Source organism: Eubacterium ramulus, from assembly GCF_003122485.1.
Classification (GTDB): Bacteria; Bacillota; Clostridia; order Lachnospirales; family Lachnospiraceae; genus Eubacterium_I; species Eubacterium_I ramulus_A.
Genome location: NZ_JRFU01000081.1, coordinates 33,858 through 48,208, shown reverse-complemented (window position 1 = coordinate 48,208; position 14,351 = coordinate 33,858). Strand labels below are relative to the sequence as shown.

The window sequence follows — 14,351 nt, the reverse complement described above, 5'->3', positions numbered from 1 at the left end:
ATTACTCACCACTTGCAGAAGTGGGAGTCTTCTCGACTGAGATAAAACATATTTATACAAATCATTGATTTCTATTGTATTTTTGTCTTCTGTATTTCACATTCTTTATTTTTATTCAGTCACACAGATCCATTTTTCTAACAAGCATCATTTACCGTCTTTGCAATATTTACTACAGATTCTGTAATCAGCTGTTTAAACATTGGCGCCACCCGGTCTGCCATCTCCTGAATCTCCGCGTGTGTCAGAGGATGTTTAGAAATACCTGCTGCCAGATTCGAAATACAGGAAATACCACAAACGCGCATGCCCATATGATTCGCCGCCATTGCTTCACAGGCAGTACTCATGCCAACCGCATCTGCGCCAAGAATCTTAAACATCTGTATTTCTTCCGGAGATTCATAATTCGGTCCGGTTGTCTGCACATATACGCCCTCTTTCAACGGAATCTGTAACTCTTTTGCAGTAGTTCGGATCACTTCCTGCAGATCCTTTTTATAAACCTCACTCATATCCGGAAAACGGGTGCCAAGTTCATCTGGATTTGGTCCGATCAGAGGAGACGGCACAAAGCTGGAAATATGTCCGGTGATCAGCATAAAATCGCCAACCTGCATCCCATCCTGAATTCCACCGGAAGCATTTGTCAGGAATAAAACCTTTGCTCCAAGCAGTCCCATCAGTCTGGTAGGAAGCACGACATCACTCATCGAATAGCCTTCATAATAATGTACTCTGCCCTGCATAATTACCACAGGGACGTCCTGAATATAACCAAACACGAAACGTCCTTTGTGTCCCAGTACCGTAGAAACCGGAAAACCTTCGATTTCATGATAATCCAGAACCGCTTCTACCTGAATGTGCTCCGCATAATCCCCCAGACCGGAACCAAGAATCAATGCAATCTGCGGTTCAAAGGATACTTTTTCTCTCACACTGTGATAACATCTCAGTAATTTGTCATATACCTCACTCATGCCAAACTTCTCCTTTTTATCTGTTTTACTTGAAATCGTTACACTTTTCATATAGATAGTAAATTATAATACCACAAAACCCAAAAATGAACAAGTCCGTGAAGATGTTCCCCTTTTTGATATATAATACGAAAGCCCGGCAGAAGTATCCCACAGGCTAAGACGCCTTGTGTGATACTTCTGTCGGACTTTCTTACGTTTTTACAATATGATACATACAAGACCACCATTATTATCGTTGACAATTTTTTTCATGGTATCCTGCAATTTTTGCTGGCTTTCTTCATCCATCATCGTAATTTTTCGCCGGATTCCATCTTCCACCAGTTCTCCGATGGATTTTCCGAAAATATTGGTTTTCCAGAGACCTTCTGACGTATTCTGATTGTCTTTGATGTAAGTAACCAGATCGTTTGCCTGTTCTTCGCTTCCGATGATCGGCGCAATCTCGGTCTCAATATTTGCACGGATCATATGTATGGACGGGGAAGATGCTTTCACACGCACCCCATAGCGATTACCATGTTTGATTAGCGTTGGTTCCTCAATACTGATGTCATCCATGGACGGAGATACCACGCCATATCCCGTGTCACGGACACTTTCGATTGCAGAAGCCACCTGTTCGTACGCTTTTTTCTGTTTGGCAAGTTCCCGGATCAGGGATAGCAGTTCATATTCACCGTGAATCGGAATCCCTGTCAATTCACTGATATTTTCATAATAATACCGTTCATCCACTCCCAGACAAATTTTTACCGTTCCGCTGGCAAGGTCCGTCACATCCAGACGAATTTCTGCAATTTCCTCATGTTCCGGCAAAAAAGTATGCCCGACAATATCCTTCATCTGATCTGCCTGTTGCAAAATTTTCCCCGCTTCCTGTATCGCTGCCTGTTTCACTTTATGCGCTGTCGGGAGCATTTCTACCCATTTTGGGACATAAAATTCTAACGCCTCCAGTGGAAATTCATACAGCACACTCTGCAAAATCTGCCGAATATCTTCCGATTTCAATTGTTCACAGTTCACCGCCAGCACAGTGACACCATATTTCTCCTGCAACTCCTGACAAAGCTGTTCTGCCCCGGTACTGTGCGGCCTCGGTGTATTCAGTAAAATTACAAACGGCTTTCCAATCTTTTTTAATTCTTCCACCGTTTTTTCCTCTGCCGGGACATAATTCTCCCGTGGAATATCCGTAAAACTGCCATCCGTTGTCACTACAATTCCAATCGTTGCATGCTCCCGAATGACCTTCTCCGTCCCGATCTGTGCCGCTTTTGCAAATGGAATCTCATAGCCGTACCATGGTGTCTTTACCATCCGCTCCGCACCATCCTCCATATGCCCGCTGACACCCTCAATCAGATACCCCACACAGTCAATCAGCTTCACATCTGCCGACACATCCTCATCCAGTTGAATCGTTGCCGCTTCCCGCGGAATAAACTTCGGCTCCGTTGTCATGATCGTTTTTCCCTGTGCAGACTGCGGCAATTCATCAATCATCCGCTGTTTGCCTGCCGACTCCTCCATGCGGGGCAGCACCATCAGATCCATAAAACGCTTGATAAACGTAGATTTTCCGGTTCTGACCGGTCCCACAACCCCAAGATAAATATCACCACCGGTTCTTGCTGCGATATTCTGATAAATATTTTTATTTGTCATATCCGTCACTCTCCTCTTCTGCTTATGAATATGCGACACCCGATCAATATATGACATTAAAATACCAATAAAACCGCCCAACCAAATATTCAAAAAATATCCGGCAAGGCGTCTTAGCCTGCAGGATATTTTTTTCTCTCTTTTTTCGTCCGTCTAATCACACAATCCTTTATTCATCTAATAAATATTCCCCAAGAATCCGAATACCATCCTCGATACAGCCATCACAGCTTCGCAGCACTTTTCCAGTATCCACACCTTTCAGTTCCCGACATACGATCGAACCATTTTTATCCTTGAATTTTGCTGCCAGCTCCCGCACCAAACGCATGGTCTGTGGCTTGGTATCGCATGCCTGCAGATCCCCGGAACTGTTTTTCAATCCAAGTGCCATAAACATTGCGGTCACCGCACCACAGGTTTCCATCATACCACCCATACCTGCACCAAATCCTTCTGAGATCTGAAACAGTGTCTCCTCATCAATACTAAGCACATCTGCATAAGAGCACAATACCACCTGTGCACAGTTATATCCGCGTGCATGTCTGTCTTTTAACTCTGCTACTCTTTCTTCTACCGTCTTCATTTTTCTACCTCCGCTTTGCTCTTTTTTTACCCATTTTTCTAAATTTTTCACTTATTTGACTAATTATATCATATTTTGAATATTTTTTACCAGAATCCATTGAAATTTTGTCACGAAACTGCTACACTATGGTTACCCTTTTGATACTAAATTACTTTTTTAAACCAAATTACTTTTAGAAAAATCAAAAGAAAAGGTCGGAGGTGAAATACTTTCCATGCAACAAACTGTTAATCCGTATCATTTTGTCACAAACTGTATCTCCGGTAAATGGAAGATGACGCTTTTGCATCACATCCATCATTATGGAAAAATCCGTTTCAACGAAACAAAAAAGACACTCGGCGTCAGCGAAAAAGTGCTCAGTCAGCAGTTAAAAGAACTGACACATGACGGACTGGTTGAAAGAATACAGTACAACACCATCCCATTGAAAGTCGAATATATTCTGACTCCTCTGGGAGAAGATTTGATCCCGGCATTAGACATTCTTTACATTTGGAGTATCAGACGCTTAAATGAATTGAATCTTCCCATTGATCCAGATGCCTTTGCAGTTCACACAGAAGTCAAATATCGTGACCAATTACAAGATATCATGGATACGTATATGAAAAAGCATCCTCCAGTGGAGCAAAAATAGTAAACAAAAAAAGCTGCTTATGCAGCTTTTTTTGTTATTAGGATAGGATATTATATATAGCTACAAACAAGGTTGTATTCAACCTGTGTAACTGCCAGAATAAATTGTTCTGCAACAAACCCTTATTTGTTTGTTACATAATCATAGATTGCATGTGCTGCATGTTTACCAGCTCCCATTGCAAGGATAACGGTAGCAGCACCTGTAACTGCATCACCACCGGCATAGACACCCTCTTTGGTTGTCTTTCCGTTCTCTTCATCAGCTACGATACATTTCCATTTATTTACTTCCAGACCCTTTGTTGTAGAAGAAATCAATGGGTTTGGAGATGTTCCCAGAGACATGATAACAGTATCAACATCCAGAACAAAGTTAGATCCCGGAATTTCCTGCGGACGTCTTCTTCCCGACTCATCCGGCTCACCAAGCTCCATGCGGACACACTCAAGACCGGATACCCATCCGTTCTCATCTTCATAGATCTTAACCGGATTAGTCAGAAGGTCAAAGATAATGCCCTCTTCTTTTGCGTGATGAACTTCTTCCACACGGGCAGGAAGCTCTGCTTCACTTCTTCTGTATACAATATGAACTTCCGCACCAAGACGAAGTGCAGTTCTTGCAGCATCCATTGCTACGTTACCACCACCAACGACAGCTACTTTCTTTCCACCGTGAATCGGTGTGTCATACTCATCTCTGTATGCGCTCATCAGGTTATTTCTTGTCAGGTACTCGTTTGCAGAGAATACACCATTTGCGTTCTCACCATCAATACCCATGAATTTCGGAAGACCTGCTCCAGAGCCGATAAATACAGCTTCGAAACCTTCCTCATCGATCAGCTGATCAACAGTTACCGCTTTACCGATAACAACGTTTGTCTCAATTTTAACACCAAGATCTGTTACATTGTTGATCTCTCTTGCAACGATACGCTGTTTCGGAAGACGGAACTCCGGAATACCGTAACGAAGTACTCCGCCCGGCTCATGTAATGCTTCAAAAATTGTAACATCGCATCCCATTCTTGCAAGCTCGCCTGCGCAAGCCAGACCTGCAGGACCGGAACCTACGATTGCGATCTTATGTCCGTTTGACGGAGCCGGTGCCTGCTGGCTATAATTATTTTCAGCAGCTGCATCTGCTACGAAACGCTCCAGTTTACCGATGGAAACTGCCTCGCCTTTGATACCGCGGACACATCTTCCCTCACACTGGTTCTCCTGAGGGCATACACGTCCACAAGTAGCCGGAAGGGATGTATACTGAGAAAGGATTTTGTAAGCCTCTTCGATCTCGCCTGTTTTTACTTTTCCGATAAATCCAGGAATGTCGATGGAAACCGGACATCCTTCGATACATTTTGCATTTTTACATCCGATACATCTCTGTGCTTCCTGTACCGCTTCTTCTTTATTATATCCATAACAAACTTCTTCAAAATTTGTTGCTCTTACCTTTGGATCCTGCTCTCTTACAGGAACTTTTTTAAACATATCCATTAGTTGTCACCTCCGCAGTTTCCGCATCCACCATGATGTGTATCACCTTCATGCAGTTTCAGGATCGCGCGTCCCTCTTCTGTCTTATACATCTGCTGACGTTTCATTGCCTGGTCAAAATCAACCAGATGTCCGTCAAACTCCGGTCCGTCTACACATGCAAATTTGATCTCATCACCAACCTGCAGACGGCATGCACCACACATACCAGTTCCGTCTACCATGATTGGGTTCATGGAAACGATGGTCGGAATGTTCAGCTTTTTGGTAAGCAGACATACGAATTTCATCATGATCATCGGTCCGATGGCTACGCAGACATCATACGGCTGCTCAGCTTTTGCTGCCAGATCTTCAATTGCTGTGGTAACCATTCCCGGAATACCATAGCTTCCATCATCTGTACATACATACAGATTTCCTGCTACTGCTTTCATCTCATCCTCAAGGATCAGCATATCATGATTCTTTGCACCGACAACTACATCTACATCAATGCCATGCTCATGCATCCATTTTACCTGTGGGTAAACCGGTGCAGCTCCAACACCACCTGCTACAAACATGATTTTTTTCTTTTTCAGTTCTTCCAGGTCTTCTTCTACCAGTTCAGACGGGCATCCCAGCGGTCCAACAAAATCCTGGAATGCATCTCCCTCTTCCAAAGCTGACATACGTTCTGTAGAAGCTCCAACGATCTGGAATACAATGGTAACGGTTCCTGCTTCTCTGTCATAATCACAGATTGTCAGCGGAATACGCTCTCCGATCTCATCCATCTTTACTATTACAAACTGTCCCGGAAGACAGGCTTTTGCTACTCTTGGTGCATCAACAACCATATAATAGATTTTATCAGCTAACTGCTTACGTTCTAAAATCTTATACATAAGTACCTCCTCTATTGTTAATTTATTAACTAACTCACTTTTTATATTGTATACAAAATAGCGTCTTTTTTCAACTCCTTTCTGCACATTTACATGTTCTAATTCGTATACATTCAATTATAATTATTGCTTTTTTTATTATACAAAAAGCGTGCCATTTTTTCAACAAAAAGGACCCCTGCAAAGCAGAAGTCCTTTTCCTGGATAGGTATAATTTAGAAAATCATAAAATCAAATAATTTGATTTTATTCCGGAACAACTTTTGTGAATGTTCTGGCCTCTTCCTCGCCACGCTGTACACGTAAAGCGCCTAAAGCAAGGGATTCCATCTCATTTTCACCGGCATATACGATTACCGGTGCGATAAACTCTACACGTTTTGCAACTTCTTTTGTAAAATATTCAGAATATGCAATACCGCCGGTCAGAATGATGTTGTCAACTTTTCCATCCACATAAACACTCAATTTTGCAATATTTCTTGCAACATTGAGAATCATTGCATCATAGATCAGTTTGGCTTTCTCATCGCCATCCATCATCATTTTTTCAACGATTCGTGTATCATTTACACCAAAGTAGCCCATAAGACCACCCTGTGTTTTTACTTTTTTCATCATGGCTTTTTTGCCCATGCCTTCACGGGTTGCCATATCAATGACCTGAAATGCAGGCAGTCCGCCGGCACGCTCCGGTGAGAACGGGCCTTCATCATCAGAGATCATATCAACAATCTGACCTTTGTGGTGCAGGGATAATGTGATTCCACCGCCCAGATGAGCAACGATCACAGAAATATCACTGTATGGTTTGTTATGCTCTTTTGCATATTTCATAGCTGCTGCACGCATGTTCAGGTTATGTCCCATACCTTTACGCTGCATCTCCGGTAAACCGGTCACTTTGGCAAGTGGCTCCAGCTCATCAACAGTTACTGCATCGTAAATATAGGCCGGAATGTCAAGCTCTGTAGCGATGGCATTTGCGATAACTGCGCCAAGGTTGGATGCATGCTCATTCTGCGGTGCGTATGTAAGCTGCCATACCATATCTTCGTTTACACGATAAGCACCAGCTTTAATCGGTGGAAGCAGTCCTCCACGGGATACGATTGCTGTCAGATCCTCTTTGTGTACTCCATTTTTCTCCATGGTTGCAAGGATCAGGTCTTTACGCATCTCATACTGATCGATAATATTTTCAAAAGGTTTTAACTCATCCTGAGAATGTTCAATGCTCTCTACAAATAACGGTGTCTCATCCTGATAAACCGCAATTTTTGTGGATGTGGAGCCTGGATTCATTACTAAGATTTTTTCCATATCGGTCTCCTTATTTGTTTTTGCCTGCACTTACTGCTGCTGCTAATGCAAGAGAAAGGAATTTTTCTTTTGCAGAAGATCCTCTGGAGCAGAATACGATCGGTACCTGAGCACCAACTACGAAACCTGCCATGTTACCTTTTGCAATGATTGTGATGGATTTTCCAAGGATATTTCCAACCTGGATGTTTGGAACAAGGATAACATCTGCATCACCTGCAACCGGGCTTTCAAAACCTTTGATGTCTGCGCACTCTTTGTCCAGAGCGATATCCAGGGAGATCGGTCCCTCAACAACACAGTCTTTGATCTCGCCGCGCTCGTTCATCTCTTTTAACTCGCGTGCTTCTACTGTCTCAGGCATTTTCGGGTTTACTTTCTCTACTGCTGCTACAGCTGCGATCTTCGGATTCTCATATCCAAGAGCTTTCAGAGTCTCTACGGTATTCTCGATGATCTGAGCTTTCTGCTCAAGTGTCGGGTATGTCATCATACCACCATCTGTAGTAACAAGAAGTTTATGATAATGTGGAAGTTCGTCAAATACGAAATGAGACATTACACGGCCTGTTCCAAGACCTGTCTCTTTGTTTACAGCCGGTTTTAAGATCTGTGCTGTCTCCATTTTACCTTTCATCAGGAAATCACCTTTTCCTTCGTGGATCAGGGCAACGGCACGTTTTGCAGACTCGTCTACATCCGGAACATCGTAAATATCTTCTTCCGGTACAACCAGACCGATCTCTGCACAGATTTTGTCGATCTCTGCTTTATCGCCAACCAGAACCGGTTTTGCGATTCCTTCTTCCTGTGCGTGTTTGATTGCCTGTAATGTGTGCTCATCCTGAGCAGCTGCAACGATTACACGCATTGGCTCTGGGAAACCTTTTACACGCTCTACGATCTCATCAAAGTTTTTAATAACTGCCATACTAAAATCCTCCTGCTTTTGTTTATATATTTTTTTGAGTCTTTCCTGAGACTCTTTTCTCATTCATTGGTTCTCATTATAGCATGATTCTTTTTGTATCGCAACAGAAAAATTTGCAATTTATACTTTATATTTTGCATCGTGCACGATTTTTGTTTTTATATACATTATTGAAAGAGAAGTCCCTGATTTGTCTCAGTCGCTAACAATCGCTCCTTGAGAAAAATCAGGGACTTCTCTTAATCTACACGGTGATAAAAAATCACGGTAATATTCCTATATTTTTTAGTTTATACATTCTTCGCTGTTTATCAAAAAATGTAATAAAATTTCTATTAGAAAAAGATATTCGTCATGAATTATATTTTTGCCATGTAAATTCAGGACAACAACTGAAATAGCGGGAATCTTAATTTTTCCTAGCAGCGATTGTTAGCTGCTGGGACAAATTAAGAATCCCGCTCTCATACTCTATATTAGAATCTATTTTTCACAGTCTCAAGGTTTTTAAGAATGTACCCCCGTGACCACAACTGATGTGCTTCCAATCCATCACAGATTTTTGCAAAATCTTTGTTTGCAACCGCATCATGAATCTGCTCAAAATATGTGATACCGGAATGGTACTGTCCGCCACTGCCACCTTTTTCACGCGGCATTGCAAATAATGCATGCAGAATCTCGTCCATACCTGTCATAGAAGTTACTTTTGTCATCAACATATCATTGTTGGAATTTTTATAAAATACATCCATAATATTTCGGATACATCTGCAGCTTTCAATGACGCCATTGGAAGAACGGTATTCTTCAATGTATTTTTCGATCTCCTCTGCCATCTGCTGTGCATCGCCGTTACGAAGTGCATTACGTGCGGCTACCATCTGATAAGAAAAAGAAATCTCCTGAATCTCCCGGACATCTTTCTCTGTGATATCTATAACGTGTGCACCTACGTTGTTTTCGAATTCAATCAGCCCTTCATTTAATAAACGGTTCAGCGCTTCACGCACCGGTGTGGAACTTACACCATATTCCTCCTGAAGTTTGCTTACATTTAATTTACTTCCAAAAGGAATCTTTAACTGTACAATGCGCTCCCGCAATTTGTCATATACCTGATCCACAAGGGATACTCTCTTAATTACTGCCATTCTTTTCTTTTTACTCCTGTTTTACTTATAGCCTTCCTACACATTTCACATTTTGCACAATGTCAAATACATAGAATATTATGCCACACATCCAGAAGCAATGCAAACACTTTATCGTATAAAAAGAAAAACTTTCCACATAAAATCTTTGTAATATAGTTTCTTAAATTCTCCTGTCAATGACTAGCCATTCATTTATATATAGAAAAAAAGACACGGTCAAAACCATTTCTGATTCTGATCGTGTCTTTTCTATTACTCTACTTCAAAGTAATCATTGTCATCCTTCTGACGGGCACCTTCTTTTTCATAGACACCCATCACATGGCATTCCGGACAGAAACCGAACTCATCACCAAACTCAGTCATGACATCCAGTGCGTATTCGAATTTCATTCCGCATTTTGGACAATGATAATACATGTATAAAGCTCCCCAGGTCATAAAGAAGCCTCCTATTATTTAGCTGTTAAACCAAGCATCTCACGTGCCTCAGCCGGTGTAGCAACTTCGTTACCATACTCTCTGATTACACGAGCAGCTCTCTCTACGAACTGAACGTTGCTCTCTGCAAGCTGTCCTTTAGCGTACATTACGTTGTCTTCCATACCTACACGGATTCCGCCGCCAAGTGCTACTGCACCGTACAGCATCTCCATTGCGCTGTGTCCAACACCGAAGCAGGACCATGTGTAGTTTCCTTTTCCTACTAACTCATCAGCTGTCTCTTTCATGAAGATCAGGTTTTTCATTGTTCCCGGGATACCATTTGCACATCCCATGCAGAACTGGAAGTGTACAGGTGTTTTCAGAACGCCTTTTTTGATATAGTAGGCAGCGTTTCCGATCATACCCGGATCAAATGCTTCGATCTCTGGTTTTGTATTTGTCTCCTGGAATAACAGACCACAATCTGTTAAGAATTTCGGGGAGTTGATGAATAATCCACTGTTTAACCAGTTCATAGAACCACAGTCATAAGAAGCCATCTCTGGTTTTAATTTTTTAACATGAGCAACACGGATCTCGTCATCAGCGTGGATATCTCCAGATGTTGTAAGGTTCAGGATGATATCGCAATCCGGATATTTTGTGTGGATCAGGTTTACAGTCTCTTCGAATTTAGCTGTATCCATTGTTCCATTTCCTTCATCATCTCTCATATGAAGATGAGCGATTGCAGCGCCTGCTTTCCAGCATGCGTATACGTCATCAGCGATCTCCTGTGGAGTCATTGGAACGTTCGGGTTGTTCTCTTTTTTTGGCCATGCGCCAGTTACTGCTGCTGTGATAATTGTTTTCTTTGCCATTTTTCATTCCCTCATTTCTTATTTATATGGTATAAATTCATACATTTAAATTTTATGTCATGTCTGGTCGAATGTCAAGACATTGACATAGCAACTTTTGAAAAATTTGACAATATATCTCTATTTTATAAGCTCTGAATAAGCCCACTGCATTGCTGCAATGGGCTTATTTTATATCATTTGGTAATTCCAGCCAGAATTATTTGTTGCGGTTGAACAGTCTCTGGATGTAGTCAAGGCAGCTAAGACCATACTCTTCAGCATCGCCGTAACCTGTTCCACAGTATTTGTATTTTCTATCCGGAACTGTCGGATCAATGTTCTCTTCGTCAACGTAAGCAACCGGATGAGCCATAGAGCCATCGCCCATGTACCATCTGATTGGGTAGCAGTGGAAGTCGAACCATTTACCTGGAACGATCTTATCAAGATCACCACCAAGGTTCTCAACACCAACAATACCATGACCAAGCATCTCTTTATGACATGGCTCCCAAGTTCCCCATACACCAAGGTTCTCTAACTCGCCAAATTTCTCATCATATGCTTCCTGTCCATGGATACGGATGTACTCGAATTTATCGAACTCAGCGTAAGCTTCCTCACCAAAGAGCTCTTTGTACTCTTCAACGATTGTTTTACCTGTAGCGCCAAGAAGGTTCATTCTTGTCATACCGTTGTTACCCATAGCTGTGTGAAGCGGATGATCCAGAGCCTGTCCGTCCATAGCTACACATTTAACGCCCTGTTTTACAAACCATTTACCAGCGTCGATACCTGTACCAGCTGCATAATGATAGTAAGCTTTAGAATCATCGAAGTAACGATGCATTCCAGAGTTCAGGCAAAGGATTTTTCCTTTCAGATCACCATCTTTAAGACCGTACTCTTTCATACATGCATCAAGATGTTTGTCTGTGATCAGTCCCCAAGGCTCGATATCGATTTTGAAAACGATAGCCTGTCCAGCGTAAGCATCAGCCGGCATCTCATGTGTGTAACGAGCACGTCTGCCATCGAACTCATACTCCATAACGTGACGTGGTGCATCACAGTGTGTACCTGTATGCATTGTACATGTAATTCTCTGTGTTAAAACGCCACCTTTAGCCATAGAATGTGCGCCTACGATTTCTGGTTTATCAAAGTAAGGCCAACGCGGAATCTCTGCACTAAAAGGATGTGCTAAATCTACTACTACTTTTCCCATTTTTATTATCCTCCTGAATAGAATATAGTGTGTCTATTTCATGTACCTTCACATTACCCGAAGATACGAATGAACCATGTTATTGTATAATTAAATTTATTTGTTGTAAAGCATCTTGATCAGATACTCATTCAGACCACCGTTGATCTCTGCGATCTCTTCGTCTGTATATTTCATGAATCCTTCATGAACGCCATCTACTGCCTCTGCACGGAAACCGTTTTTGCCTTCATCCAGCATCTGTTTCAGTAATGGAGAAGCATCATGTCTGTCTTCCAAATCTTTTAATACATAGTTATGGATATTGGATGTCAGCTGTGTGCTTACCATATCAGAGTTTACTAATGGTGGTAAGTATGGAAGTCTCAGACCAAAGCTGTATTTGCAAGCATCATCTACAGTTTTTGCATCTGCGATACCACGCTCAACGATGGAAATAGCCTCACGCCATAAAGCATGCTGCATTCTGTTTGCGATAAATCCCGGAACATCCTTTTTGCAAAGAACCGGTTTTTTACCAGCTTCTGTTAAAACGTCGATAACAGTCTGGGCAACCTCATCTGTAGTAGCATCTGTCTTAACAACCTCTACTAACGGAATCAGGAATGCAGGATTCCAGAAATGTGTACCGCAAAGTCTCTCACGGTGTTTACATTTTGCAGAAATCTCTGTCGGGCTCATAACGGATGTATTTGTACAGAAGATACAGTCATCTGCTACATACTCCTCTAACTGAGCGAACAGATTCTGTTTCATCTCCATCTCCTCTAATACACACTCAACAACCATCTGTGCGTTTTTAACGCCTTCGTCGTTCATATCCTGTGTAAAGCTGATTTTGGAAACGATGTTATCTACGTCTGCCTCTGTTACGATTCCTTTTTCTACAAGAAGTTTCATGTTGTTGCGAACTTTTGCTTCTACGTTTACTGGGAATACATCATATACAGTAACCTTTGCATCATCAAGTCCTGCAAGGATCTGTGCGATTGCGCTTCCCATCATTCCGCCGCCGCATACTAAGAAATTTTTAATTTCACTCATTATTTTTGCATCTCCGTCTTATTAATCATTTACAGAGCCCGCCCGCTTGTGGCGGGCAGGAGCTCTTCTTAATTTGTGTAATAAGTCTGCAATCATGGTTTTGTACGCCACATTACATGACTGTGTTTATTGTCAAAGACAATAATTAGCAGGTTAAGTAACCACCGCTGCAGTCGCAGTTAGCGCCTGTGATGTAGTTAGAAGCGTCAGAAGAAAGGAAGATAGCATATCCTACGAAATCTTCCGGCTCAGCCAGACGTCCGATTGGCTCACGTTTCATAAAGTTCTGGTATACAGCAGACTCCGGATCGAACATCCACTCTGTTAAATCGCTACGGAATACTGTCGGGCACAGAGAGTTAACATTGATACCATATTTAGCGGAAAGGTCACAAGCCATGGAAGAAACCATAAGGTCTGCACCACCTTTAGATGTACAGTATCCTGTGTATCCAGCCATACCACGTTTAGAACGCTGAGATGTAACAACTACTACTTTACCGCCTTTGCCCTGAGCAACCATCTGCTCTGCAACATATTTACAAACAACGTATACAGATTTGCAGTCAGCATCCATGATGTACTGCCAATCAGCTACGGACTGCTCTAAGATGTTCTGTGGTTTGTTGAATCCGTGGCAAACAGCAAGAATGTTGATCTCACCATATTTAGCAACTGTACCTTTTACTAAAGCGTCAACATCTTCCTCTTTTGCAGGATCAGCTTTGATGTATGCGCAGTCGATATTCTCTGCTTTGAACTCTGTCTCCAGCTCCTCTAATTTAGCTGCGTTACGACCAGTCATCATAACTTTTGCTCCAGCATAACCATATGCTTTAGCAAGAACTTTTCCTAATGCACCAGTTGCACCTGTAACCAGAGCTACTTTTCCTTCTACAGAAAACATGTTGTCGACAAAGTCTTTCTTTAAACTTACCATTTCCCAAAATCCTCCTTCATTTTTTGCCTTTTGGTTTTTCTCATTTCAGTTTCTAAATTAAGAAGCTGAGATGGATCAAGGCGAAACGGATAAACCTAAAATTCCGTTCGTCAAATTCATCATGTTTAGTATAGTTCATGTCGCTTTTTTAT

The 14,351-nt window shown here is 41.9% G+C and carries 14 protein-coding genes; 1 reads left to right on the top strand and 13 read right to left on the bottom strand.

Annotated elements, in window-relative coordinates:
• Nucleotides 1-137: 137 nt before the first annotated feature.
• From LG34_RS07270 to LG34_RS07260, 3 genes are all read right to left on the bottom strand, one after another.
• Nucleotides 138-983, bottom strand: coding sequence for a purine-nucleoside phosphorylase (locus LG34_RS07270; protein ID WP_109215516.1), 846 nt, complete (start codon nt 981-983; stop codon nt 138-140).
• Nucleotides 984-1,184: 201 nt separating this feature from the next.
• A complete protein-coding gene (gene spoIVA, locus LG34_RS07265) occupies nt 1,185-2,657 on the bottom strand; it encodes a stage IV sporulation protein A (protein ID WP_109215515.1) in 1,473 nt (490 codons plus the stop codon).
• Nucleotides 2,658-2,826: 169 nt separating this feature from the next.
• The gene (locus tag LG34_RS07260) at nt 2,827-3,246 is read right to left on the bottom strand and encodes a C-GCAxxG-C-C family protein (protein WP_109215514.1); all 420 of its coding nucleotides are present in this window, start codon (nt 3,244-3,246) and stop codon (nt 2,827-2,829) included.
• Nucleotides 3,247-3,463: 217 nt separating this feature from the next.
• Here LG34_RS07260 and LG34_RS07255 point away from each other — a divergent pair, with 217 nt between their 5' ends.
• Complete coding sequence (locus tag LG34_RS07255) at nt 3,464-3,889, top strand: winged helix-turn-helix transcriptional regulator (protein ID WP_109215513.1); 426 nt, start codon at nt 3,464-3,466, stop codon at nt 3,887-3,889.
• A gap of 122 nt (nt 3,890-4,011) precedes the next feature.
• Here the strand turns inward: LG34_RS07255 and gltA are convergent, their stop codons facing one another.
• From gltA to LG34_RS07205, 10 genes are all read right to left on the bottom strand, one after another.
• Nucleotides 4,012-5,397: an NADPH-dependent glutamate synthase gene (gene gltA / locus LG34_RS07250; protein ID WP_109215512.1), complete on the bottom strand. Its 1,386-nt coding sequence runs from the start codon at nt 5,395-5,397 to the stop codon at nt 4,012-4,014.
• Complete coding sequence (locus LG34_RS07245; RefSeq protein WP_109215511.1) at nt 5,397-6,287, bottom strand: sulfide/dihydroorotate dehydrogenase-like FAD/NAD-binding protein; 891 nt, start codon at nt 6,285-6,287, stop codon at nt 5,397-5,399. Before LG34_RS07245 ends, gltA begins: the two co-directional genes overlap by 1 nt.
• 246 nt (nt 6,288-6,533) lie before the next feature.
• Complete coding sequence (gene buk / locus LG34_RS07240; protein WP_109215520.1) at nt 6,534-7,610, bottom strand: butyrate kinase; 1,077 nt, start codon at nt 7,608-7,610, stop codon at nt 6,534-6,536.
• Between the two features lie 10 nt (nt 7,611-7,620).
• A complete protein-coding gene (locus tag LG34_RS07235) occupies nt 7,621-8,604 on the bottom strand; it encodes a bifunctional enoyl-CoA hydratase/phosphate acetyltransferase (RefSeq protein WP_109215510.1) in 984 nt (327 codons plus the stop codon).
• Between the two features lie 413 nt (nt 8,605-9,017).
• The gene (locus LG34_RS07230; protein WP_109215509.1) at nt 9,018-9,695 is read right to left on the bottom strand and encodes a GntR family transcriptional regulator; all 678 of its coding nucleotides are present in this window, start codon (nt 9,693-9,695) and stop codon (nt 9,018-9,020) included.
• 255 nt (nt 9,696-9,950) lie between these two features.
• A complete protein-coding gene (locus LG34_RS07225; RefSeq protein ID WP_109215508.1) occupies nt 9,951-10,139 on the bottom strand; it encodes an excinuclease ATPase subunit in 189 nt (62 codons plus the stop codon).
• A 14-nt stretch (nt 10,140-10,153) separates the two neighbouring features.
• Nucleotides 10,154-11,005 (bottom strand): 3-keto-5-aminohexanoate cleavage protein, encoded by an 852-nt coding sequence (locus tag LG34_RS07220; protein WP_109215507.1) that lies wholly within the window; start codon nt 11,003-11,005, stop codon nt 10,154-10,156.
• Nucleotides 11,006-11,204: 199 nt separating this feature from the next.
• On the bottom strand, nt 11,205-12,215 hold the full coding sequence (locus LG34_RS07215; protein WP_109215506.1) for a cyclase family protein: 1,011 nt from the start codon (nt 12,213-12,215) through the stop codon (nt 11,205-11,207).
• A 96-nt stretch (nt 12,216-12,311) separates the two neighbouring features.
• Nucleotides 12,312-13,259, bottom strand: coding sequence for a 3-hydroxyacyl-CoA dehydrogenase family protein (locus LG34_RS07210; RefSeq protein ID WP_109215505.1), 948 nt, complete (start codon nt 13,257-13,259; stop codon nt 12,312-12,314).
• A gap of 145 nt (nt 13,260-13,404) precedes the next feature.
• Nucleotides 13,405-14,199, bottom strand: a complete 795-nt coding sequence (locus tag LG34_RS07205; protein ID WP_109215504.1) for an SDR family NAD(P)-dependent oxidoreductase — start codon at nt 14,197-14,199, stop codon at nt 13,405-13,407.
• Nucleotides 14,200-14,351: the final 152 nt, after the last annotated feature.